A 23305-nucleotide genomic window follows, 5' to 3' on the forward strand; every position below is an offset into this window, starting at 1 on the left:
CGACAACATCTGGGGCCAAAGACCATGGAAGAAAACGCACAACTTCTGGAAATGACGGCGGACATCGTGTCGGCCTATGTCGGCAACAACAACGTCCAGGTGGCGGAAGTGCCCGGACTGATTTCCAGCATCCACGCCGCCCTGTCGCAGATCTCGACCGGCGTCGTCGAAGTCGAGCCCGAGGTCAAGGAACCCGCCGTCTCGGTGCGAAAGTCGATCACGCCCGACTATCTGATCTGCCTGGAAGACGGCCGCAAGTTCAAGTCGCTGAAGCGCCACCTGCGCACCAAGTACAACATCAGCCCCGAAGAATACCGCGCCAAGTGGAACCTGCCCAAGGACTACCCCATGGTCGCCCCCAACTATGCCAAGGCCCGTTCGGACCTGGCCAAGCAGATGGGCCTGGGCCAGGGCGGCCGCAAACCCGCCCGCGCCACCCGCGCCAAGAAGTAGTTAGCGGCTGACTGACTGAGATCGAGACGCCCGTCACCGGCCACGGTGGCGGGCGTTCTGGCGTCTGGGCCCGACGCGCGCGCACCAAGTTTGCGATCTTGCGCCATGACGGCGTTATGTGGATCATTCGGGCTCTCGGGGGAGATTTCGATGCGAAACATGATCGCTGCCATCATGGGATGCCTGGCATTGGCCGGCACAACGCAGGGCGCTTTCGCACAGGCAGTGCTTCCGAGGCCATGGCGGCGATCATGAAAGAAACCCGCCGCGCACGCCTGTTTGGATCGACGACGGCGGGTGCCATGCTGGCCTCGCGCATGTTCCCCATGCCTGACGGCTATGTCCTTCGCCTGGCTTTCGCTGATTTTCGCACGCCCGGTGGAGCTGTCGCCGAGGAGGTCGGGGTGGTGCCCGATCAACAGGTGAGGGGGAATGAAGAGGCTGTTCTGCAGGCTGCGACCCGGTGGTTGACCAGGACCCGGCCGACGTCGCGCTGATCCGGCCTTTGGCTTGCCTTCTCCGCCCGGCGAGGGTGGAGACACGAACCGGGTTGGCTTCGTCGCCAATCAGGCTATCACTGGCGGCAGGGGGACGATCATGACCGAGACAAGTAAACCCGGCAGCGATCTGGCCGAAGACGTGCTGGGCATGGGCGGGCGCGAGCTGGTGACGGTCAGGGACCTGCTGCTGCGTCCGGCGACAGTGCTGAAGGCGTGGATGGAAGGCGGGGCCGAGGGTGGGGGTCTCTATGCCCGGCCCTTGCGGCTGTATCTGGCGCTGAACGCCATACTGATGCTGATCCTGTTCCTACAGGGCGGGGCCGGTTACCTGCTGGAAGGCTATCCGCCCGAGGTGCTGGGCCCCGCGATTGAACAATCCGGCAAGTCGCGGGATGCCTTCATTGCCGATGCCGACGGCTGGATGACCCTGGTGATGGTCCCCTTGGCGTCCCTGTTCTTCGCCTTGGCCGCCACGCCTCTGCTGCGGTGGTGGGACAAGGACAACCTGGGCTGGCGCAGGGGCTTTCGGGCAGCCTTCGGCTGGCTATGCGCCTGGACCGTGCCGATGATGCCTTTGGCGTGGTGGGGCTATGGCACCAGCCCCGTGGCTTTCATCGTATCGTTGGTGATCATGGCGCTGGGCGTTATCGCCTTCGTGCGCATGGGGCCGGGACGATGGTTCCGGACACGCCTCGGCGGCATCGGAAAGGGCCTGGTCCTGATGATCGCGGTTCAGATTTCGGCCGGGTTCAGTGGCGTCCTGGTTGGTATGATCGGTATTCTGGGAGCGGTCTTGAGCCGTTAGGAGCGCCCCTTACGCCGCCTGGGCCGTCCGGCGCATGCGCCAGAAGCGCAGGGTGCGCATGGCGGCTTCCCTGGTCAGTTCGCCATACATCCGGGCATAGGACTGGGCCTTGCCCATGGCGTCGCCGTCGTCGTTCAGCAGGACCACGGCATAGGTCAGGAACAGGGCCCGATCCAGGTCCGCGCCCTTGCAGACGACGGCCAGGGCATCCAGCTCGCGCCGTTCGACGATCTTGCTGGCCGTGTGGAAGTCGATGTCCGCCAGCTGGGCCAGCGCGATCAGGAACGATGTCTTGGAGCCGGAGCGCAGGAAGCGCGCCAGCATCTGGGGCGTCAGCTGGCCGGCGGCGCGCAGTTCCTCGACATAGGCCAGGCTCTCGGAATAGTCGGCGGGCAGGATGCCGTCCTCGGCCGCGACGCGAGCACGCCCGGCGGACAGGGCGCTTTCCAGCAGGGCGGGGTCCAGGCGGGCGTTCTTTTCCAGGATTTGCTGACGCAGACGCGCCTCGACCACGAAATACATCTCGTTCAGCAGGTCGGGTTCCAGGCTGGCGCGCTGGACCGTCGCCTCATGCAGATCGGGGTTGGCCTTGGCCCGCTCGACTACCGCCTCGGACCCCTGGCGCGACAGGCGGGCCCCGTCGTTGCGCAGCAGGGTGCCCAGGGTAATGTCGTCGCCCTTGTCGATGATGGCGTCGGAGACGACCTCGGACACCGTTTCGCGCTGCGAGACGGCCCGCATATGGGCCTGGGTGCGGCGGTTGACGACCTCGACCAGATCGCTGTCTGTCAGCACCTTGGACTTGGCCAGGACGACGCCCGCAACCTCGGACACATCGTGGGCCAGATTGCGCACCAGGCCGTGCGGGGCGTCCAGGGCATTGGCGAACCGGGCGGCCAACTCGGCACGGACGGCGGTTTCCATGTCGCTGGCCAGCTGGGTCAGGATCTGGCCGTACAGCGCGTCTTCGGTGTCGGTGCGGGGCGTGGTGCCGAAGAAGTGGTCGGTCAGCTCGCGCAGCAGGGCGCGGCGGTTCTCGCTGGACTTGTCCTGGGCGAGGTCGATCAGCTGGGGCAGGCGAGAGGGGGCCGCGGTGGTCGTCACTGATGGTCCCCGTCGGAGGCGGCGGGCGCGGCGCGGACGCGGCCCTGATTGTCACGGTAGAGGTTCGGACCGGGGGCCGGTTCGGCCAGGTCGCGGCCCGCAGGCATGTCGGTCAGGGTCACGGCCAGGGCATCCACATAGGTCGGCTGGGGCAGGGCGACGGCGTCGGGCTGCTGGCCGTTCTGGCGATGGACGGAATAGCGGCGCGAGGGCTGCATTTCCGGGTGATCGGATGGGTTGGCGGTGACGGCGGCCATCTGGCGTGGCGCGGGTGCGGCGTCGCCCTGCGGCGCGGACGGGGCCGCCTCCGCCGAGGGGCCGGGGATCGGGGCAGGCGCGACGGGTGCCGGACGTTGCAGACGGAAGATCGGGGCGTCGCGGCGCGGGGCCATTGGGTCGGCCGCCTCGGATGGGGCCGGTTGCGGCTCGGCATAGGTTGGGGCAGCGGTCGAAGCCGGACGCGGGCTGTCGGCATAGACGGCCTGTGACGGCGCGGGCTGGGCCCCGCCCTGACCGGCGAGGTATTCCGGCAGGAACTGACGATCGTCCTGGCGCTGGGCCTGGAACTGGGCCTGCGGCTGGGGGGCCACATTGGGGGAGTAGGTGGGTGCGCGCGGCGGCGGCGGCAGGTCGACGGGCGCCTCGACCGGGATGCGTGTCGGGGTGGGGGCGGGCGTGGGCACCACCTCGCGCGTCTCGACTGCCGCCGATGCAGCGGCTCGGGAGGGAGCCACGGCACTGGCCATGCCGTAGGACGCGCCGGGCGTGATCCAGGCGCTGGCAGGGGTCAGGGTTCGGCGGGCGGGGGCAGCCTGGGCGGCGGCAGGGGGTGCGGCGCGCGCGAAGCCGCCGTGTGGGATGGGGGTATTGGCGCGGCGCGGGGTGGTCGTCTCGTTCGAGGCCGTCTGAACACCCTGCGGCATGACGGCCGGTCCACGACCGTTCCAGTTCATATAGCGCGGGGCAGCAGCGTCCTGGGCCATGGCCTGACCGGCCAGACAGAGCGTTCCGGCCAAGGTCAGTGCGCTGACGGTCGCAGTCAAAGGGTTGGTCAGGTCGGGTCGGCGCAAGGGAACAGGCTCCGCGCGAGGGATCGCTCAACCTCGACCTTTACCGGAGGCCCCTTAACTCGCTCCTAATGTACGTTGTTATGTAAACGGTTCCGCAAGCCGGGGTTATCCACGCCCCGGCAGATAGTCGGTCGTGAAGGCGCGGCGCCAATCCACGTCCCCGGGATAGAGACCCGCCTGGGACATCACCTCAAAAAACGCCTGCCATCGCTCGGGCGTCATGGCCCCCAAACCATACAGGGCCGCGTCGCCGCCGCTGACCACGCTGTTGCTTCGCAGAGCCGCGCGGGCCTGATCCAGATCGGCTTGGGTCATGTCGGGGTTGGTCTGGCGGATCAGGGTGTCGGCGGCGCGGCCGTCGCCCTGGATATAGTCGCGCCAGCCCTCAACCGAGGCGGCGATGAAGCCCCGCAGCGCCTCGGCATTGTCGCGGGCGAAGGCGTCGGTCGACAGGACCATCGCGCCGTAGGACGGGTAGCCCTCGTCGGCCAGCATCAGCACGCGCGGCTCGAACCGGGCGGCGCTCTGCACGGCTGCGACGTCGCGGGTCAGCTCGCCTTGCAGAACGGCCTCACGGTCGGCCAGGAAGGGGGCCAGATCGCCGCCCTCCAGCCGCTGCAACTGATCGTCGGTAAAGCCATAGGTGGCCCGCAGCCACAGCCAGACGGTGTCCCGCGCGTTGTCGGACAAATAGAGCGGCCGACCGACCAGTCCGGCGATGCCCTCGACCGCCGGTTCGGGCCGGGCGATCAGCACCTGGGGGTCTTTCTGGAAGAAGGCCGCGACCGCTTTTACCGGCGCACCCTGGGCGACCAGATTCATGGGCAGGAAGCTGGATGACGCCAGACCCAGCTCGACCGAGGTGTTGGCCAGCCGCTGGGGCACGTCACCGCCGGGCTCGCCCTGAATGATCTGAACCGTCAGACCGCGCTTCTCGTAGGCCCCCGATGCCAGTGCCTGATAGAAGCCGCCGTGCGTCGCCTGGGCTGGGCCATCGGTGGCGAAGCGCAAGCGGACCCGACCGTCCTCGTCGATTGGGGCCTGAGTGCGGTCGCAGGCGGTGACGGTGGCCGTGATCGCCGCTGCACCCGCGCCGATCAGCAGGGCGCGACGGTGGGGGCTGAGGAAGGAGTCGCCGCTGGAGGCCATGGCTCGGGTTTAGGGCGGCGGTGCGGGTAAGGGAAGGGAGATGCGGATGTGTCGCCTTAACCGTCCCCACCCGGTCCCTGCGGGACCACCCTCCCCAGAAGGGGAGGGAGAGGACAATGGTGGCTCAAGCAGCGAGCCGCCGCGCGGCGAGCGGTAGCCACACCCTTGCCCTCAAGTCGTGAGCGACCGCGTCGCGACCATAGGGCCCAGAATTGAGCGAGGGGACGAGGCTCCCCGGCGGACCGGTTTGCTTCGTCCCCTCGCCAAGTCCGGGTTGGACTTGGCCGTTGAGGTTTCGGACCCTGGCTTCGGCTTCGTCAGAGCAAGCCCTGAGGAAGGTCGGCTGTATCCTGTCGCGCTCCTGGTCTCTGGCATTCCGGTTGGCCGAAGCCGCCCGTCGTCCGTCGATCCCGATCCGGTTCTCCGTGAACGTCTCGGCCGAAGCCGTCGTCGTTCAGGAGCCTTGATCCTGCCCTTCGTGTCCTCGCCTCCGAAGAGGTCCGGTCGCCTGGGTCAGAGAGCCGGGCCGGTCCGCTTGAATACCGGGTCTCCCCGGTTTTCCGCGCCGCCGTGTCCCTCGGCCTGTTGACGTTCGCGCCAAATCCGTTAGACGGCAAGCGCCCGAATTCGGCTGGCTGTGCGGAACCGCCCCGGCCCCGGTGGGTAACCCTGTGCATATCCGTGGACGGACGGAATTCCCGCTGACGGATCAGCGGTTTGCGTTGTCCACAGAAACCGGTTCGCTTTGCATCCGGGCATCCAGCCAGCGCAGGATGAAGCTCTGGGCGGCACGGGCTGTGGTCGAGGCGAAATGCTGGAAGCCGTGCGGCGCGGTCGGCACGTCCAGCAGGGTGGTGGGAGCATGTCCGGACCACGCCTCGGCCATCAGGCGGCTGTCGTCCTTGAGCGGATCTTCCTCGCCCATGACGAACAGGGCGGCAGGCATGCCGTTCAGGTCGGCATAGAGCGGCGAAAGGTCGGGCGAGCGCAGGCCCGCCTCGTCGCGGTCGGGGGCCAGGCGGGCGAGGTCGCGCTGCAGGTTGGGGCCGTCAAAAAGCAGCGTCCGCGGGGTCGCGGCCCGCACGCTGGGCGTTCCCGACAGGTCGAACACGCCCTGGACAAAGGCGCAGGGCGGCAGGTCCCGTTCCCCTTCATCGCGCAGCTTGAGCATGGCCAGAGCCCCCAGATGCGCCCCGGCGGATTCGCCGATCACCAGCACCGTCTCGGACCCGAAGCGTGCTTGCCCCTCGCTGCGGGCCCAGCGGATAGCCTGGGTACAATCGGCGACGGCGTCGGCCAGGCTGTCCTCCAGCCCCTGGGTCAGCAGGCGATAATCGACCGAGACCACGACAAAGCCGGCATGGACGAAATGGGCCGTCAGCCGGTCGTTCAGGGCTGCACTGCCGACCACCCAGCCGCCGCCGTGCAGGTCCACCACGATTCCGCGTGGCCGTTCGGCGGGTTCCAGAATCCGCAGGGCTACAGGTCCATCCGGGGTCTGAAGGGTCAGGCTGGAGACGGCGATGCCCTTGCGGCCCAGTCGCGCGGCCGAGAGCCGCCCCGAGGCCTGGCTGGCCAGCGCATTCAGTCGTGTGCCGACGGCCAGCCGCCAGCCGCTGATCTTCAGCCGCGGGGTCACGGCCATGACGGCATTGACGCGTCGTGCCGCCTTCAGTTCGGCAGGGCTGAGGGGCAGGGTGTGGCGGGTCAGGGTCATGGTGTGAACCTAGTCCTTGCCGCCGGGACCGCCATGCGACCGGTCAGCCCGCCAGCGCTTCTTTCTTCGCCTCCAGTTCCAGCCACTCCTCCTCGGCGGCGGCCAGCAGGGCGCGGGCGCGGTCGGCATTGGCGGTGGCGCGGTCGAAGGCCTTGCGATCGCGGGTGTAGAGGTCGGGATCGGCCAGGGTGGCGTCGTGGCGTTCGATATCTTGGGGGAGAGAGACCAGCAGGCCCTCAAGCTCCTTGAGGCGGTGAGCATCCTTGAACGACAACTTGCCGGGTTTCTTTGCCGGGGCAGCGGCGAGGCTGGCCGGAGCGGGGGAGGCGGCGGCGCGTTCCGCGGCGGCCTTGTCCTGAGGGCGGGGATTGGCACCGGGCTTCAGGAAGCCGGGGTTCTGGCGGATGAAGTCGGTCCAGCCGCCGGGAGTTTCGACGATGTCGCCGCGGCCGTTCATGGCGATGGTCGAGGTGGCCAGGCGGTCGACGAAGTCGCGGTCGTGGCTGACCAGCAGGAGGGTGCCGTCATAGCTCTCGAGCAGCTCTTCCAGCTTGTCGAGCGTGTCCATGTCCAGATCGTTGGTCGGCTCGTCGAGGACCAGCATGTTGGCGGGCTTGGCCAGGGCGCGAGCCAAGAGCAGCCGATTACGTTCGCCGCCCGACAGGGTCGAGATCGGCTGGCGCAGCTGGCCCTCCTGGAACAGGAAGTCCTTGGCATAGGCGGCGACATGCTTGGAATGGCCGCGCACCAGGATGGAGTCTCCGCCCAGCGGGGTCAGGGCATCCCACAGGGTCATGTCCGACTTCAGCCCCTCGCGCGACTGATCCAGATAGACCGGCTCCAGATTGGCACCCAGCCGCACGGTGCCGGTATCCGGAGCGAGTTCGCCCAGCAGGATCTTGACCAGGGTGGTCTTGCCCGCGCCATTGGGTCCGACGATGGCCAGGCGGTCGCCGCGGATGACGCGGGTGGTGAAGGGCTTGATGACCGGACGGTCGCCGAAGGTCTTGGAGACCCCCTTCAGCTCGGCCACCAGCTTGCCGGAGGTGGTGCCGGAATCGACGCCCAGGTTCAGCTCGCGCGGTGCGTCCTTCATCCGCTCGGCGCGGTCGGCGCGCAAGAGCTCCAGCGAGCGGGCTCGGCCCTCGTTGCGGGTGCGGCGGGCGGTAATGGAGCGGTAGAAGGTTTCGGTCTCGCGCTCGATGGTCTTGGTCAGGCGCTGAAGGGACTGGGCCTCTTCCTCCTGGACCTTGGTGGACCATTCGTCGAAGGCGGCAAAGCCCTTGTTCAGGGTGCGGACGCGGCGGCCCTCCAGCCAGTGCACGACATTGGTGACGCGGTTCAGGAAGGCGCGGTCGTGGCTGACCACCAGGATGGCGAACCGGGCGGAGATCAGCTCCTCCTCCAGCAGTTCGATGGCCAGGATGTCCAGGTGGTTGGTCGGCTCGTCCAGCAGCAGCAGGTCGGGCTCTTCGGCAAAGGCCTTGGCCAGGGCGGCGCGGCGGGTTTCGCCGCCCGACAGGCCCTGAGTGGATTTCTCTGGGTTCAGGCCGAAGGTGGTCAGCCAGCTCTCGGCCGTCCAACGCTCGGCCCCGTCGGAGGACGCGTAGTCCAGCAGGGTGTCACCCTGAATGTCAGGCTCTTGCGGCACATAGGCGAAGCGGACGCCCGCCTGGACGGAGCGGTCGCCCTCATCGGCTTCGATCAGGCCCATGACCATCTTCATCAGGGTCGACTTGCCGGCCCCGTTGCGACCGACCAGGGCGGCACGGCTGCGTGGCTCCACGGCCAGATCGACGCCCTCGAACAGGGGGCGCTGACCGTCCTGCAGACGGACGGACTTGAGGGCGACGAGAGGGGGACGGGCGGCCATGAGGCGGGCGGTATAGACAGGGCGGGGCGCTTTCGCCAGCGAAAGCCCGCCGGCGGGCGCAAGCGCCGCGTCAGGACCCGGAGATCAGGTGCATTTCGTCAGGCGAACTGCCCGGCCTTCTTCTTTTTAGGTTGCCGGGCGCGACCCGCAGGCAGGAAGGGATCGAGCGCGGTGAGCAGGGCGGCCGAACAGAGCCAAAGGCCCAGCGCCACGGCCAGCTGATCCTCATACTCACCACTGGGGACCAGCCAGAAGAAGGCGAACGCGCCGAGCCATCCAAAGGCGACCCAGAGGCGACGTCCGTAGAGGGACCGGCTGTCGCGGCCCCAGGACAGGGCGCGGTCGGCCAGGGCGACGATGACTACCGCCGTGAGCCCGATCATGAACTGGCCAGACAAAGGGGCTGTGGCGATGGCCCCGGTCGCGCCAACTGCCGCAAGGCCCAGGCCCAGGCTGACCAGACGTCGTCGCTGATCCGGCATCTGGGACCATTCGTCGGGAAAGGCCTTTACGCCCAGCGCCAGAGGCAGGCCGCCGGCGATGGCGCCGGTCAGCAGCATGCCGGCACCCGGCCAGCGCACGTCCAGCTGGAAGGCGCACAGGGCCATGACCGGTGACAGCCCGCCCAGGCTCCAGATGTTGATGGTTTCGCCCGACTGCGCCATGTGGCTGACCGTGATGCGGGCCCAGGCCGCCAGGCCAAGACCGACGGTCAACAGACCCAGCGCAGCCAGAGGATGGGCCGGCAGCGCGGCACCGATCGGGGGCAGCAGAAGGGCAGCCGGGGCCCAGCCCATCCGCTTCCACAGGGGCTGCTCCCACGGATAGCCCATGACCCAGCGACGCGAGGGCCAGCCTATGCCCCAGACCCAGGCGAGGCCGATCAGGCCGGCGATACAGGCCCACATCAGCCAGGCGGCACCGAAAAGAAACCAGTTGGGCACGCCGAATTCGCCCGACAGAATGGTGAAGCCACCCAGAACCGGCGGTGCAATGATCAGCAGAACGAGGCGGACCAGATTGGTCAGGCCGGGGCGCTCCAGGCGCCTGCGCCAGCGTTCGGCGGCCGGCTGTGACAGCTGGTTCGCGAGGGCCGGGATTTCGTAGTCGATCCGTTCCAGAAGCCGTCGGACCTCGCGATCCAGGCCCGGCTTGAACAGGTCGCTGAGCCGGCGCAGGGGCGTCTGTCTGGCGCGAAGGGTTTCGAAGGCCGCGTGACCGGGATTGCCGGGACGCACGATGTGACGCGCCGCATGGATGGCCCGCAGCCGCATCAAGACGGGCTGCGCATGGCTGAGATCGACGCCGATGCGGGCGTCGTTCCAGCCGAAGAACTGAACGGCCGGCTCGATCAGGATCTCGACCGAAGGCGGGCCGCCCGCGATCAGATGGGCCAGCCAGTGTTCCGTGCGGCTGTGGACGTCGAGCGCGGCCATGGCGGGCGAGCGGAACACGGCCATGAGCGCACTCATGCGATCGTCGAAGGTGGCGGTCGGAGACTGCACCTGATCGACAAGAGCATCGCACAGCGCGGCATGGGCCCGACCCCGTGCCTGCTCGCCTTCCAGTTCCTGACGGATGTCGTCGGCCAGATGGGCCATGGGATCGGGTGCGACCGCTTCCGGCTGTTCCCACGCCCGCTCCTGCGGTGCGGACCAGTCGCCGCCGGGAGCGTCCTCTGACCACTGGCGGTTCTCGGGCCGGGCCGACCAGACGTGACCGCCATGCTCCATGAAGCCGTCATCATCGTTATACTCGTCGTCGTCGGCGGGTTCCGATGGCCCGACGACCGGGGCAGCCCAGCCCCGCCGGGCCATGTTGGATGCCTGCTCATAGGCCGCCCGCAGCGCCTGAAACCCCTCCGGATCGTCCTCGGGATGGACCTGTTTCAGCCGCCGCGCATAGGCTCGCCGGATATCATCGACCTCGTTGGTCGGCGCGATGCCGAGGGTCGTCCAGATGGAGCCGCCTACAGCCACGTCTCGCCCTCGAAGCGGTCGAGGATCTGGGTCAGTTCGGTGCGGGCGTGTTCGATGGCACGGGGATCCTGACCGTCCAGAACCGCCTGGAAGTGGCCGATGTGACCGTTGATGAAGGCCCGGTCCTCGCCCAGGGAATCCTCATAGCAGCGCTCGGCCCGGGCCATGACGGCCTTGTTGGCGTCGGCGTCGCGCGGGTGCTGCTTCAGCTTGGCCAGGGCGGCGCGGCGAGCCTCGAACTCGGCGTCGGCCATCACCGCCTCGTCGGCGACGACCAGTTCTCGCCGTTCGCCGGTCTTGGGAATGTGGACATCGACCTCGAGCAGACCGTTGATGTCGTAGGTGAAACGGATCTCGATCTGGATGCTGTTGGCCGGGCCAGGCGGGATCGGCACCTTCAGCTGGCCCAGCAGGATGTTGTCGGCCAGATTGCGGGATTCGCCCTGGTAGACCGGGATCTCGACCACCCGCTGATTGGCGGCCGAGTTTGAGTAATACTGCACCCGGCTGGCCGGGATGATGGTGTTGCGCTCGATGATCGGGGATAAGGTGACTCCGATATAGCGACCGTCAGGCGTGTATTCTCCGGCCCCGACACCCAGGCTGTAGGGGCTGACGTCGGTCATGACGACCTCCTTCAGCGCCACGTCGCGAGCTTTGAGCCCGGCCTGCACGGCGGCACCGATGGCTACGGCCTCGTCCGGATTGACGGCATTGGCGGGAAAGCGACCGAACATACGAGTGATGGCCTTGCGCACCACCGGCATGCGGGTGGAGCCGCCGACCAGAATGATCTCGTTCAGCTGGTCGGCCCGCAGGCCCGCGTCGCGCAGGGACCGCAGGACCGGATCGCGCAGCCGGGTCAGCAGACCCTGGCACAGGGTCTCGAAATCCTCGGTGTCGATCTTGTGGCTGAGGGTCTGGTCCTTCCAGACCACGGACATGGTGGCCGAGGCATTCTCCGTCAGGGCCCGGCGGGCGCGCTCGGCCGCGACCCGGATGCGTTCGCGCAGCGTGGAGTCGGTGCGATCCTTGTCGGACACCGCCTTGCCGACGACGCGCTTGAACTCCTCGATCAGGACCTCGTTGAAGTCCTCGCCCCCCAGGCGGTTATCGCCGGTCGAGGCCCGGACCTCGATGACGCCCTCGAAGATTTCCAGCACGGAGACGTCGAAGGTGCCGCCGCCCAGGTCGAAGACCAGAAAGCGGCTCTCATTGCCCAGTTCATGAATACCATAGGCCAGGGCGGCGGCCGTGGGTTCGTTCAGCAGTCGCTCGACCTTCAGGCCCGCGAGTTCGCCGGCGCGGCGGGTGGCCTTGCGCTGCTTGTCGTTGAAATAGGCCGGGACGGTGATGACCGCCTCGGTCACCGGCTCGCCCAGATGCGCCTCGGCATCGGCCTTCAAGCGGGCCAGGACCAGGGAGGACAACTCCTCGGCGGTGAAGCTCTTCTGGCCCAGTTTGGTGACGCGGGACGAGCCCATGTAGCGCTTGAAAGCCGTCGTCGTCAGGTCGGGATGGGTCGACTGCCGTTCGCGCGCGGCCAGGCCGACGATGACCTCGCCGGTCTTGTCGTCGATGCTGACCGCCGAGGGTGTCAGGACGTGACCCAGACTGTTGGGGATCAGTTCCGCCTTGCCGTCGCGCCAGATGCCGACCGCACAGTTGGTCGTGCCCAGGTCAATACCGATGATCACGCAAGTCCCCCGAAACACCCTCGTCAGACTTCCTAGCGTGGCGACCCGAGCCTTGGAAGCCTCTGGCGAACGTCGGTCCGACGGATGGTCGCAAGCGGGTGTGTGGCGATGTTAACCAGTCTTTCGTCAGACCGTCGCACCGTAGGGTTCCACAGGACGCGCGATTGGTGAGTGCCGCATTTCATCCAGCCCCGATCGGGCGCTCGGCAAGGGTTGTTGCCACCCTGCTGATCGGGGCGGCCCTCTTTGCCAGCCTGGCCTTTTTCAGCCTGACATTCGCCCGCGAGGCGGGGCGGGTCGCATCGATCTGGCCTGCCAATGGTGCCTTGCTGGCTCTGGTCCTGATGCGGCCGCGCTCCGACAGGGCCGGTCTGATCTGTGGCGCTGTGATCGGGGGCTTTCTGATCAACCAGGTCATGGGTGACAGCCCTGCGATCGCTGCCGGACTGGCCCTGGCCAACGGGGCCGAGATCGCCCTGGCCACGCTGCTGATGACGCGATCAGGCCGCCCGATCGATCTGGGCCGACCGAAGACACTGTTCCGCTTCGGCTGGCTGGCAGGAGGCGTGGCCCCTCTGGCGTCGTCCATCATCGCGGCGGCGACGCTGGCGATCTGGCATGCCGAACCCCTGGTGACCAATATCGGCCGGTGGTTCGTCGCTGATGCCCTGGGCATTCTGATGATTACGCCGCCGCTGCTGCTGGCGACGTCACGCGCGAGCTGGCGCGAAAGCCAGGCCACGACGGGACGGCGCGCCCTGATGGCCGCAACGCTTGCGGCGACGCTGGCGGTTGTCTTTCTCCAGACCCGGTTTCCGTTGCTGTTCCTGGTGCCGCCGGTCCTGATCCTGATCGCATTCCGTTGCGGACCGGGTTCGGCATCGGTCGCGCTGCTTGTCTCGGCGGCAGCATCGCTGGCTGCGGTGGTCGCCGGAACGGGACCGCTGGCGCTGGTGGATGGTGGGCTGGATCAGCGCGCAATGGTCCAGCAGCTTTTCCTGGCCGTATTGGTGTTCACGACCTTGCCGGTCGCATCGGTCCTGGCCGAACGGGCGCGCGAGCGGCGTGAGGACGAGGCGCGGATCGCCGTGCTGAGCCTGGCCGAGAGCGTCGCCGAGCTGGGCAGCTGGCGGCTGGATGTGGCGGACGGTCCGCGCGTGACCTGGTCCGAGCAGGTCTATCGCATCCACGGCGTGGAGCCGGGAAGTTTCGATCCGGCCTATGCCGATGCGGTGGACTTTTATCACCCGGATGACCGGTCCCTGATCCGGGACTGGGTGGCGCGTGCCCTGGAGTCCGGGGAGGCGAAGCCTCTGACGCTAAGGCTGATCCGCTCGGATGGCGACGAACGCAGGGTCCGTACACAGGGTCAGGTGCAGAGGAATGAGGCGGGGCAGATCACGGCCTTGTTCGGCATCTTTCAGGACGTCACAGACAGCGAGCGCAGGCACCTCGAGGTTGCGGCCAGCGAGCAGAGGTTCCGTGCCCTGGCCGAGCACACCAGCGACATCATCGCCATCTTCGAGCTGGATGGCACCTTCACCTATCTGTCGCCTGCGCTGCAGGGCGTGCTGGGGTGGATGCCGCAGGAACTGGTGGGCACCAAAACGTGGGATATCATTCATCCAGACGACCAGGAGGCGCTGAGGCTGGCCTACCGGGCCTATCTTGCGGCTGGTCCCGGTGCCCCCTCGCCGCACATACGGTATCGCGGTCTGAGCAAGACTGGAGACTGGATCTGGCTGGAAGCCCATCCGACTGCGGTGTGGAATGCGCAAGGAGAACCGGTCGAAATCCAGGATACGGTTCGCGACGTCAGCGCGGCCAAGGCGCTGGAAGATGCTCTTACCCGCGCCAAGGAGGCGGCGGAAGCGGCAGCCGAAGCCAAGTCGGAGTTCCTGGCCAATATGAGCCATGAGCTGAGGACACCGCTGACCAGCGTGATCGGCTATTCGGGCCTGCTGCAGCAGACCGAGGCGCTGGGAGAAACGGAGCGGCTGTTCGCGGACAGAATCGCCATGTCCAGCCAGGCGCTGCTGGCGGTCATCAATGACATTCTGGACTATTCGAGGCTTGAGGCCGGCGGCGTCGTCCTGGAGCCTGCGCCCATGCAGCCGCGCGAACTGGCGATTGATGCTGCGGCGATCGTGACGCCGCAGGCTGACACCAAGGGTCTGAATATCCAGATCTGCGTCGATGATGCCGTTCCGCAAAGCGTTATGGCCGACGAAGGCAGGCTGAAGCGGATCCTGCTGAACTTCCTGTCGAATGCCGTGAAGTTCACCGAAGCCGGCAGCATTCGGCTGGATATGCGCTTCGACGCCGGGCGGCTGCGGGTGGAGGTCAAGGACACCGGCATCGGCCTGACCAGCGAGCAGAGCGCCCGGTTGTTCCAGCGCTTCAGCCAGGCCGACACATCGACTACGCGACAGTATGGTGGAACCGGACTGGGCCTTGCGATTTCAAGACGCCTGATCGAGGCGATGGACGGATCGGTGGGGGTACAGAGTTCGCCGGGGCAGGGATCGACCTTCTGGTTCGAAATCCCGACCGAAGCCTGTGGCGAAGACTTTTTCGCCGATCAGGATCGCGCCCTGCATACGGTGCCGCTTTAGGTTCGTATGTCGCCGACAGACCACCAGATGAGCCGGATCATCGTCGTGTCGCTTGAGTTGAGTGAGGAGAGGGCGGCATGCCTGGTTCGATACTGATCGTCGAGGATGACGCCATGATCCGCGATGTGGCGGATCGGATTCTGACCGGTGCGGGCTACTCCGTTGCACCCGTCGCGTCTGGCGCGGCGGCGCTGGACCTGCTGAAGCGGGTGCGGTTCGACCTCGTGCTGCTGGACATCCACATGCCTAACATGAGCGGCCTGGACCTGCTGGACCATATGCGGCGGCTGTATGTGAAGGTGCCGGTCGTCATGATGACCGCGGACAGGGAAATGTCGACGGTGGCCGCCGCGCGTGAGCGGGGCTGTATCGGTTATGTGGTCAAACCGTTCCTGCCGGACACTCTGGTAGACCGGGTCAAGAAAGCCTTGGTGCGGACCTGACCCAGAGCCTATAGCGGCGCGTATGACGCCCTTCTGGCAGACCAAGACCCTGGCCGAGATGACGCCCGCCGAGTGGGAGAGCCTGTGCGACGGTTGCGGGCTGTGCTGCCTGATTAGGTTCGAGGACGAAGACACCGGCGAGGTGTTTCCGACCAAGGTCCACTGCAAGCTGTTCGATTCCGGCAGCTGCACCTGCACCGACTATGCGAACCGCAAGGCGCAGGTGCCGGACTGTATCCAGCTGACACCCGGCAATGTCGGGGCGCTGAAGTGGATGCCCAGGTCTTGCGGATACCGGCGCATCCACGAGGGGCGGGGGCTGGCGGACTGGCATCACCTGGTCTCGGGCAGTCGCGAGACGGTGCATGCGGCAGGCGTTTCGGTGCGGAACCAGACGATCAGCGAGCTGGAGCTGGACGAGCCGGAGGACGCCCTGGCCTATGAGGCGATGGAATGGAATGAGGAGCGTGGCGTAGCGTCGCGGCGCTAACCAATACTTCGTCGTTTCGGTGTCAGGATGCGAACATGCCAAGTTCGCGTGCCACGCTCCGTAGACAGACAGCCGAGCCGCTGAACCTTGATCGACCGCTCGATCGATTGACAGGCCTGGCCAGCGCGATCTTCGGCATGCCCTATGCGATGGTGTCGGTCGTCGATGGCGACCAGACCCTGTTTCGCGTCAACGTGGGTGAGAAGGATCTGAGGCTGCCGCGCCATCAGACGATCACGGACCTGTTGATGAGCATGGGCCCCGAAGGCCTGTTCATCGTCGAGGACGGTCTGGCGGATGAGCGTGTCCGAAACCATCCCATGGTCACGGGCGAGCCATTCCTGCGATCCTATGTCGGCGTCACGGTCGTGAATGCGGCGGGTGAGCCGGTCGGGGCGATCGGCGTCATGAGCCCTGAGCCGCACCCCGCACCCACGCCGCAACAGATCGACATACTGCGCAAGTTGGCCGGCCTGGTCGGCCATGAGCTGGACACGGCCTGTACGCTCCGCAAGGCCGCCGAACAGACGGCGATGCTGGAAATGTCGGAGGCCCTCGCGGGGCTGGGGCACTGGCGATATGACCTGATCGACAAGGGTCTGGAGTGGTCCGACCAGGTCTACCGCATCCACGGAACAGAGCCCGGCAGTTTTGTACCCAGCCTGGCTGCGATGGAGCCGCTGTATCACCCGGCCGATCGCGATGAAGGACAGCGTCTGATCCAGCGGGCGATGACGACAGGCGAGGGCTATGACACCCGGTTGAGGCTGATCGTGGACGGCGAGGAGCGCGTCAGTCGTTCCACGGCCCGGGTGGAGCGCGACGAGCACGGGCGGATCGTTGCCTTGTTTGGGGTGGCGCAGGACGTGACCGAAACGGTGCGGGCCGAACGGGCGCAGCAGGAGCTGGTCGAGACGCTGAAACTGGCCGAGGACATGGCGGGCATCGGCAGCTGGCGGCTGGATGTGGCCACGGGACATGTGCGCTGGTCGCCGCAGGTGTACCGCATTCATGGCCTCGATCCGGAGACATTTGATCCGGCGCTCGACGACGCCGTGGCCTGTTATCATCCGGATGATCGTGAGGCCGTCAGGGAGTGGTGTGCCAAGGCCATCGCCAGTGGCCAGCCCGACGAGTTCCGCCTGCGACTGATCAGGGCAGACGGCCAGGAGCGGATCGTGGTGTCCCAGTGCCGGCCCCAGGTCGACCCGCATGGGCAGACGGTATCGCTGTTTGGCGTGTTCCAGGATGTGACCGAGGCGGTCCGGGCCCATGAGACGATCAAGGCCAGCGAGGCGCGGTATCGGCTGCTGGCCGACAATGCCACCGACATCATCGCGACCTACGGCATAGATGGCCGCTTCCGATATGTGTCGCCGTCGATCGAGGGTGTGCTGGGCTACTCGGCGGAAGAGTTGGTCGGAGAACCTTGCGCCAGGGTTATGCATCCGGACGATGTCGCGCCGGTGATGAAGGCTTTTGCAGACTATGTGGAAGCCGCACCCGATGCGCCGTCTCCGCGTATCCCCTATCGCGGGCTGTCAAAGGGCGGCGTGTTGGTATGGCTGGAGGCTCATCCGAAGCTGATCCGCGACGATCAGGGTCGGCCGATCGAGTTCCACGATGTGGTCCGCGACATCAGCGACACCAAGGCCCTGGAAGATGCGCTGATCGCCGCGCGTGACCGGGCCGAGGAGGGCGCGCGGGCCAAGTCCGAGTTCCTGGCCAATATGAGCCACGAGCTGCGGACGCCGCTGACCAGTGTGGTGGGCTTTTCGGGCCTGCTGTTGAGCAGCGAGGCTTTGCCGGAGACCGAGCGGCGCTATGTCGACCGGATCGCGACGGCCAGCGATGCCCTGCTGGGCGTCATCAACGACATTCTGGATTACTCCAAACTGGAAGCCGGGGCGGTGACACTGGAACCGCTGGCGTTCTCGGCCGAGGCGATGGCGCGGAGTGCAGCATCGATCGTGGAAGCCCAGTGCGAGGCCAAGGGCCTGGCGCTTGAAGTTGTCGTCGATCCGGCCATGCCGGAGACCATGATCGGGGATGAGGGGCGGCTGCGTCAGGTGACGCTGAACTTCCTGGCCAATGCGGTGAAGTTCACGGCCAAGGGCAGTGTGAGCGTGCAAGTCGGCTGGACGGGCGAGCGGTTGCGGGTGGCGGTAACGGATACCGGCATCGGCGTGTCGCAGGACAAGATCGCCTCGATGTTCGAGCGGTTCACACAGGCCGATAACTCAACCACGCGGGTCTATGGCGGCACGGGTCTGGGACTGTCGATCAGTCGTCGCCTGATCGAGATGATGGGCGGGGAGATCGGTGCCGACAGCTGCACGAACGAGGGCTCGACCTTCTGGTTCGAGGTGCCTCTGGTGGCCGGAGAGCGGCGGGCGGAGCGGCGGGTGCAAACCCCGGTCATCGACAATCCGTCGTCGGGATTGAAGATCCTGGTCGCCGACGATGCGCCGGCGAATCGTGAGCTGGTCACCGCCATCCTGGGCAGTATGGGCGTCGAGGTCCATGCCGTGGCCGACGGGGTCGAGGCGGTCGAGGCGGCGCGTCTGGGCGGCTATGACCTGATCCTGATGGATGTGCACATGCCGGTTCTGGACGGGCTGGATGCGACGCGGGCGATCCGGGCGCTGGACGGGCCGGTGGCACGGACGCCGATCATCGCCCTGACGGCCAATGTGCAGCCCGAACAGGTGGAGCGCTGCCGCGAGGCCGGCATGGATGACCACTGTGGCAAGCCGATCCAGCTGGCGGAGTTGATCCGGGTGATGTCGGCGCGGCTGGAGCGACGAGCGGTGGACCGTGGCGGGCCGGGTCGCCTCGCGGGCGCTGCTGCCTAGAGTTCGTGGATCGTTCGTCGGATTGGCGGCCGAAAGGCGTCTGCGATCAGTCGCCTGACGGAAAGTAGAGGCGATCTGCCTGGCTGAGGACGCTGGTCCGGTAGAGTCTGGGCATGACGGGAAATCAGGACAGGGTGGCGGCCGCGGCCGCATGGGTCGATGCGGGCCGGGAACGGCTGATGGCCGCGTGCGACAGGGCGCTGGACGCCATCACGAACAAGACGCTGGACCCCAAGGACGGCATCGCCGTGGGGCACCAGATCCGCGCCATCTCCATGATGGCCAAGGCCATGCCCCTGGTGGCGATGATGTGTCTGCCCGACGAGATGATCCGCGCCGCAAAGCTGAGCCGCGCGCTGAAGGCCAGCGGGCTAAAACTGGACAAGGCAGCAGAGGAAGACATGGCCGAAGATGAGCGAGACGACAGCCCCGAGACCCTGCAGCGTCTCAGAGGCGAACTGGAGGCCCGGATCGCTCGCGTTCATGACGCCTTCGAGCGCAAGAATGGCCATCGCCCAGCTGAGCGCGGACCAGCTGCACGAGCTGAGCCAGACCCGGTTTGACCTGAACGATCATCAGGCGTGGCCTCAAGCGGACTGGCGGACATGGGTGCTGATGGGCGGACGAGGGTCGGGCAAGACGTTTGCCGGGGCCAACTGGATCAGCTGGCTGGCCCAGACCGAAAACCTGCGGTTCGCCCTGGTGGGCGCGACCCTGCACGATGTGCGCGAGGTGATGGTGGAAGGGCCGTCGGGATTGAAGGCCGTCGCGGGGCCGAAGAACCGCCCGCGATGGGAAGGGGGCCGCAAGCGGCTGGTCTGGCCCGAGAGCGGAAGCGTGGCCTATGCGTTTTCGGCCGAGGATCCCGACAGTCTGCGCGGACCGCAGTTCCATCATGCCTGGGCCGATGAATTCTGTGCCTGGCGCAAACCGGAGGCGGTGCTGGATACGCTGAGGATGGGCCTGCGACTGGGCGACGATCCCCGACTGGTGGTGACGACGACACCGCGGCCGATGCCGGCGCTGAGGCGGTTGCTGGCGCAGGAGGGGGTGATGATGGATCGGGCACCGACGGCGGCCAACGCGGCCAATCTGTCCCCGCGGTTTCTGACGCATCTGAAAGCGTTGTACGCCGGGACGCGGCTGGAGGCGCAGGAGATCGAGGGGCTGATCGTCGAGAGCGAAGGCGCGCTGTTCCGGGCCGAGGATCTGGTGCGTGCGCGGGGTTCAAGGCCCGCGAAACTGGACCGGATCGTGGTGGCGGTCGATCCGCCGGTGACGGCGGGCGGCGATGCCTGCGGGATCGTGGTGGTCGGGCGCAAGGACCGGGTCGCCTATGTGCTGGCCGATCGCTCTGTGCGCGGCCACAGCCCACAGGGCTGGGCCCGGGTGGTGGTGGAGGCGGTGCGGACATTTGGCGCGGACGCCGTCGTCGCCGAGAGCAATCAGGGGGGCGAGATGGTGAGGGGTGTTCTGGCTCATGCCGATTGCCCGGTGCCGATCAGGCTGGTGCATGCCAGCCGGGGCAAGGTCGCGCGGGCCGAGCCGGTGGCGGCGCTGTATGAACAGGGGCGGGTCGTCCACTGCGGTGCGTTTCCGGCGCTGGAGGAAGAGCTGATGGCGTTGGGCTCGACCAGCGAGGGATCGACGGGGCATCGCCACAGCCCGGACCGGGCCGACGCCCTGGTCTGGGGCGTGACGCAGTTGATGCCGGCCCCCAAGGCGGGACCGAGCGTGCGGTGGCTGTGATCTGATTTTCCGGCTGCCCGTCAAAGGGCGGTGAGAGACCAAGGAGTTCATGATGTTCGACTGGCGACGGCCCCTGGCGGGTCGGCGGCGCATGTCCGTGCCCGAAACCAAGGAGAGCCGGAGCGGGCCGCTGATCGCGTTCTCGAATGGCGGTCGGGCGCGGTGGACGCCGCGGGATTACGCGCATCTGGCAAGCGAGGGGTTCGGCAAGAATGCCGTGGCTTATCGCTGTGTGCGGATGATCGCGGAGGCGGGCGCATCGGTGCCGCTGGCGGTGTTCGCGGACGGGGTGCGGACGACCGATCACCCGCTGGCGCGGTTGCTGGCCAGGCCGAACCCGGAGCAGTCGGGGGCGGAGTGGCTTGAGGGGCTGTATGGCGCGTTGCAGACGGCGGGCAATGCCTATGTGGAAGCGACGGGGGAGGCGGACGAGGACGGTGCGCCGGATGAACTGTGGGCTTTGAGGCCGGACCGGATGAAGGTGGTGCCGGGTCGGGCGGGCTGGCCGGAGGGATATGAGTATTCCGTGGACGGGCGGTCGGTGCGGATTGGGCGTCAGGCGGATGGCTGGATGCCGGTGATGCACCTGAAACTGTTTCACCCGACGGACGATCACTACGGGTTTTCGCCGCTGGAGGCGGCGGCGTTCGCGATCGATGTGCACAATGCCAGCGGGGCCTGGAACAAGGCGCTGCTGGACAATGCGGCGCGGCCATCAGGGGCGCTGGTTTACGGGGCCAAGGATGGCGAGCGGCTGACCGGCGAGCAGTTCGAGGCCCTGCGGGCGCAGGTGGGCGAAAGCCATGCGGGCACGGCCAATGCCGGACGGCCGATGATCCTGGAGGGCGGGCTGGATTGGAAGCCCATGAGCTGGACGCCGGCGGACATGGACTTCATCGCCGGCAAGCATGCGGCGGCGCGCGAGATCGCCCTGGCGTTCGAGGTGCCGCCGCAGCTGCTGGGGATTCCGGGCGATGCGACCTATGCCAACTATCGCGAGGCCAATGCCGCCTTCTGGCGCGGGACGGTGGTGCCGCTGGTGCGGAAGACGGCCGGAGCGCTGACGGGGTGGCTGGGTGGACGGTTCGCAGGTGTCAGGATCGAGCCGGATATGGAAGGCGTGCCTGCACTGCAGCCCGAGCGGGACGCGCTGTGGGCGCGGCTGTCGGCGGCGGATTTCCTGACGGATGCAGAGCGGCGGCAGATGGCGGGAGTGGGTGAATGAGTGAGCATCAAATCCGGCGTGTGCCCACAGCCCTGCTGATCGCGCTGGTGTTGCAGACCATCGGGGGACTGGTCTGGGCCGGAGGGGCGGCGGCGCGGATCGCAACGCTGGAGGAACGGGTTGGGGAGCAGCGGCTGGTCGCCGAGCGGCTGGCGCGGCTGGAGGAACAGAGCACGGCGACGCGGGCGGCGGTGGAGCGGATCGAGAACCGGCTTGAGGGACGTCGATGGAAGTGATCGCCGAGGAGGGGCTGCGCATTCGCGGCTATGCCTCGTTGTGGAACGTGGCCGACCTGAACGGGGATGTGGTGGTCAGGGGCGCGTTCGCGGACAGTCTGGCGAAGACTGGCGTGCAGGGCGTGCGGATGCTGCATCAGCATGAGGCGCGGTCGGTGGTCGGGGTCTGGGACCGGATCGAGGAGGACGAGCGCGGACTGTATGTCGAGGGGCGGGTCATGGACTGGTCCGCCGAGGCGCGCTTCGCGGCCGCGCTGAGCCGGGCCGGGGCGCTGGACGGGCTGTCGATCGGTTTTTGCAGTCACAAGGCGCGACGAGACGGTCGGTTGCGGGTGCTGGTCGCGGTGGAGCTGTGGGAGGTGTCGCTGGTGACGTTTCCGATGCTGCCGGGCGCGCGGTTCGGTGTGCTGGGGTCGCAAACAGTCGTGTAGAGGCTGTAAAGAGCTCTTGACACCTTGGCTCCTGCCTGTAAAGAGCTCTTTACAGGCAGGTTGAGGATCGCGTGCGCAATCTGGTGCGGGAGATGCGGGAGGCGAAGGGGTGGAGCCAGGGTGAGCTGGCCCGCCGCCTGGGTGTCTCGCGTCAGACGATCAATGCGGTCGAGACGGACAAGTACGACCCCAGCCTGCCGTTGGCCCTGCGCATGGCGGTGCTGTTCGAGGTGCCCGTGCCGAGCCTGTTCATCGACGACTGGACACCGGAGGAGACGCTGTGACCACCCTTGATCAAGCCAAGATCCGCAAGACGTTGCTGGCCTTCGTTCTGGGGGCGCTGGGCGGGGGAGGGGCCATGGCCGCCTTTCTGTGGCTGGGGTTCGAGCCGGGCTGGAGGGTCGAGCAGGTGGCGGTCGGCGGTGTTGGCATCGTCTATCTGGTGACCGGCCTGTTCACCCTGGGCGGGGCCCTGATGCCGGGCATGGGTGCCAGGGTGCTGAACGTCGCGGACCGGGAGGAACTGGTCGAGATGCGCAAGATGCTGGTGGGCAGTTCGGTGTCGGCCATCGCGCTGGGCGTCATGCTGCTGGCGCTGGTCGGATCGGGACCGGGTGGGGCCGTGCCGGACGTTGTGGTGCTCGCGGCGGTCGGGCTGTCGTTGCTGACGATCGGGGTGATCGGGGTCCAGCAGTGGAGACTGTACGACGAACTGTGGCGTCAGCTGTCGTGGGAAAGCTCGGCGTTTGCCATGTCGCTGCTTTTGCCGATCCTGCTGATCTGGGGCGTGGCGGTGCATCTGGGATGGCTGTCGGCCATGGATCCGCTGCTGGTCATCGCCGTGGCGGCGGCGTCCATGCTGGTCGGAGCGTTCATCGCCGCAGGGCGGCGGGGCATGCTGACCCCCCGCTGAT

The 23305-nt window shown here is 67.2% G+C and carries 21 protein-coding genes; 14 read left to right on the forward strand and 7 right to left on the reverse strand.

Annotated elements, in window-relative coordinates:
- Nucleotides 1-24 precede the first annotated feature (24 nt).
- The 3 genes from ACE3TH_RS03940 (at nucleotide 25) to ACE3TH_RS03950 (ending at nucleotide 1758) form a co-directional block, all read left to right on the forward strand.
- Nucleotides 25-453: a MucR family transcriptional regulator gene (locus ACE3TH_RS03940; RefSeq protein WP_374597549.1), complete on the forward strand. Its 429-nt coding sequence runs from the start codon at nucleotides 25-27 to the stop codon at nucleotides 451-453.
- Between the two features lie 179 nt (nucleotides 454-632).
- Nucleotides 633-950 carry a S41 family peptidase gene (locus ACE3TH_RS03945; protein WP_374597943.1) on the forward strand — a complete coding sequence of 106 codons (318 nt, stop codon included), beginning with the start codon at nucleotides 633-635 and terminating at the stop codon, nucleotides 948-950.
- Between the two features lie 100 nt (nucleotides 951-1050).
- Nucleotides 1051-1758, forward strand: a complete 708-nt coding sequence (locus ACE3TH_RS03950) for a hypothetical protein (RefSeq protein ID WP_374597551.1) — start codon at nucleotides 1051-1053, stop codon at nucleotides 1756-1758.
- A gap of 9 nt (nucleotides 1759-1767) precedes the next feature.
- On the opposite strand, the gene ACE3TH_RS03955 is transcribed toward ACE3TH_RS03950, so the two are convergent.
- From ACE3TH_RS03955 to ACE3TH_RS03985, 7 genes are all read right to left on the reverse strand, one after another.
- A complete protein-coding gene (locus ACE3TH_RS03955; RefSeq protein ID WP_374597553.1) occupies nucleotides 1768-2862 on the reverse strand; it encodes a DUF2336 domain-containing protein in 1095 nt (364 codons plus the stop codon).
- A complete protein-coding gene (locus tag ACE3TH_RS03960) occupies nucleotides 2859-3932 on the reverse strand; it encodes a hypothetical protein (protein ID WP_374597555.1) in 1074 nt (357 codons plus the stop codon). The genes ACE3TH_RS03955 and ACE3TH_RS03960 overlap by 4 nt, the downstream gene beginning before the upstream one ends.
- Before the next feature lie 105 nt (nucleotides 3933-4037).
- On the reverse strand, nucleotides 4038-5081 hold the full coding sequence (locus ACE3TH_RS03965; protein ID WP_374597557.1) for an ABC transporter substrate-binding protein: 1044 nt from the start codon (nucleotides 5079-5081) through the stop codon (nucleotides 4038-4040).
- A 709-nt stretch (nucleotides 5082-5790) separates the two neighbouring features.
- Nucleotides 5791-6798, reverse strand: coding sequence for an alpha/beta hydrolase (locus ACE3TH_RS03970; RefSeq protein WP_374597559.1), 1008 nt, complete (start codon nucleotides 6796-6798; stop codon nucleotides 5791-5793).
- A gap of 43 nt (nucleotides 6799-6841) precedes the next feature.
- The gene (locus ACE3TH_RS03975) at nucleotides 6842-8671 is read right to left on the reverse strand and encodes an ABC-F family ATP-binding cassette domain-containing protein (protein WP_374597561.1); all 1830 of its coding nucleotides are present in this window, start codon (nucleotides 8669-8671) and stop codon (nucleotides 6842-6844) included.
- Nucleotides 8672-8769: 98 nt separating this feature from the next.
- Nucleotides 8770-10650 (reverse strand): hypothetical protein, encoded by a 1881-nt coding sequence (locus ACE3TH_RS03980; RefSeq protein ID WP_374597563.1) that lies wholly within the window; start codon nucleotides 10648-10650, stop codon nucleotides 8770-8772.
- Nucleotides 10641-12347, reverse strand: a complete 1707-nt coding sequence (locus ACE3TH_RS03985) for an Hsp70 family protein (RefSeq protein WP_374597565.1) — start codon at nucleotides 12345-12347, stop codon at nucleotides 10641-10643. The genes ACE3TH_RS03980 and ACE3TH_RS03985 overlap by 10 nt, the downstream gene beginning before the upstream one ends.
- A 167-nt stretch (nucleotides 12348-12514) precedes the next feature.
- Between ACE3TH_RS03985 and ACE3TH_RS03990 the strand changes: the two genes are divergently transcribed.
- From ACE3TH_RS03990 to ACE3TH_RS04040, 11 genes are all read left to right on the forward strand, one after another.
- Complete coding sequence (locus tag ACE3TH_RS03990) at nucleotides 12515-14962, forward strand: ATP-binding protein (protein ID WP_374597567.1); 2448 nt, start codon at nucleotides 12515-12517, stop codon at nucleotides 14960-14962.
- Between the two features lie 77 nt (nucleotides 14963-15039).
- The gene (locus ACE3TH_RS03995; RefSeq protein WP_374597569.1) at nucleotides 15040-15405 is read left to right on the forward strand and encodes a response regulator; all 366 of its coding nucleotides are present in this window, start codon (nucleotides 15040-15042) and stop codon (nucleotides 15403-15405) included.
- Between the two features lie 22 nt (nucleotides 15406-15427).
- Nucleotides 15428-15895, forward strand: coding sequence for a YcgN family cysteine cluster protein (locus ACE3TH_RS04000; RefSeq protein ID WP_374597571.1), 468 nt, complete (start codon nucleotides 15428-15430; stop codon nucleotides 15893-15895).
- 35 nt (nucleotides 15896-15930) lie between these two features.
- Nucleotides 15931-18750 carry a PAS domain-containing protein gene (locus ACE3TH_RS04005; protein WP_374597573.1) on the forward strand — a complete coding sequence of 940 codons (2820 nt, stop codon included), beginning with the start codon at nucleotides 15931-15933 and terminating at the stop codon, nucleotides 18748-18750.
- A gap of 113 nt (nucleotides 18751-18863) precedes the next feature.
- Entirely contained in the window at nucleotides 18864-19313 is a 450-nt protein-coding gene (locus ACE3TH_RS04010; RefSeq protein WP_374597575.1) for a hypothetical protein, read from the forward strand.
- Complete coding sequence (locus tag ACE3TH_RS04015) at nucleotides 19255-20499, forward strand: DNA-packaging protein (protein ID WP_374597577.1); 1245 nt, start codon at nucleotides 19255-19257, stop codon at nucleotides 20497-20499. The genes ACE3TH_RS04010 and ACE3TH_RS04015 overlap by 59 nt, the downstream gene beginning before the upstream one ends.
- A 49-nt stretch (nucleotides 20500-20548) precedes the next feature.
- Nucleotides 20549-21724 (forward strand): phage portal protein, encoded by a 1176-nt coding sequence (locus ACE3TH_RS04020; RefSeq protein ID WP_374597579.1) that lies wholly within the window; start codon nucleotides 20549-20551, stop codon nucleotides 21722-21724.
- On the forward strand, nucleotides 21721-21960 hold the full coding sequence (locus tag ACE3TH_RS04025; RefSeq protein ID WP_374597581.1) for a hypothetical protein: 240 nt from the start codon (nucleotides 21721-21723) through the stop codon (nucleotides 21958-21960). The genes ACE3TH_RS04020 and ACE3TH_RS04025 overlap by 4 nt, the downstream gene beginning before the upstream one ends.
- Nucleotides 21951-22391: an HK97 family phage prohead protease gene (locus ACE3TH_RS04030; RefSeq protein WP_374597583.1), complete on the forward strand. Its 441-nt coding sequence runs from the start codon at nucleotides 21951-21953 to the stop codon at nucleotides 22389-22391. The genes ACE3TH_RS04025 and ACE3TH_RS04030 overlap by 10 nt, the downstream gene beginning before the upstream one ends.
- A 71-nt stretch (nucleotides 22392-22462) precedes the next feature.
- Entirely contained in the window at nucleotides 22463-22675 is a 213-nt protein-coding gene (locus tag ACE3TH_RS04035; RefSeq protein WP_292174546.1) for a helix-turn-helix transcriptional regulator, read from the forward strand.
- Complete coding sequence (locus ACE3TH_RS04040; protein WP_374597585.1) at nucleotides 22672-23304, forward strand: hypothetical protein; 633 nt, start codon at nucleotides 22672-22674, stop codon at nucleotides 23302-23304. Before ACE3TH_RS04035 ends, ACE3TH_RS04040 begins: the two co-directional genes overlap by 4 nt.
- The last annotated feature ends 1 nt before the right edge of the window (nucleotide 23305 follow it).

This window comes from Brevundimonas sp. (assembly GCF_041919755.1).
In the GTDB taxonomy this organism is placed as follows: domain Bacteria; phylum Pseudomonadota; class Alphaproteobacteria; order Caulobacterales; family Caulobacteraceae; genus Brevundimonas.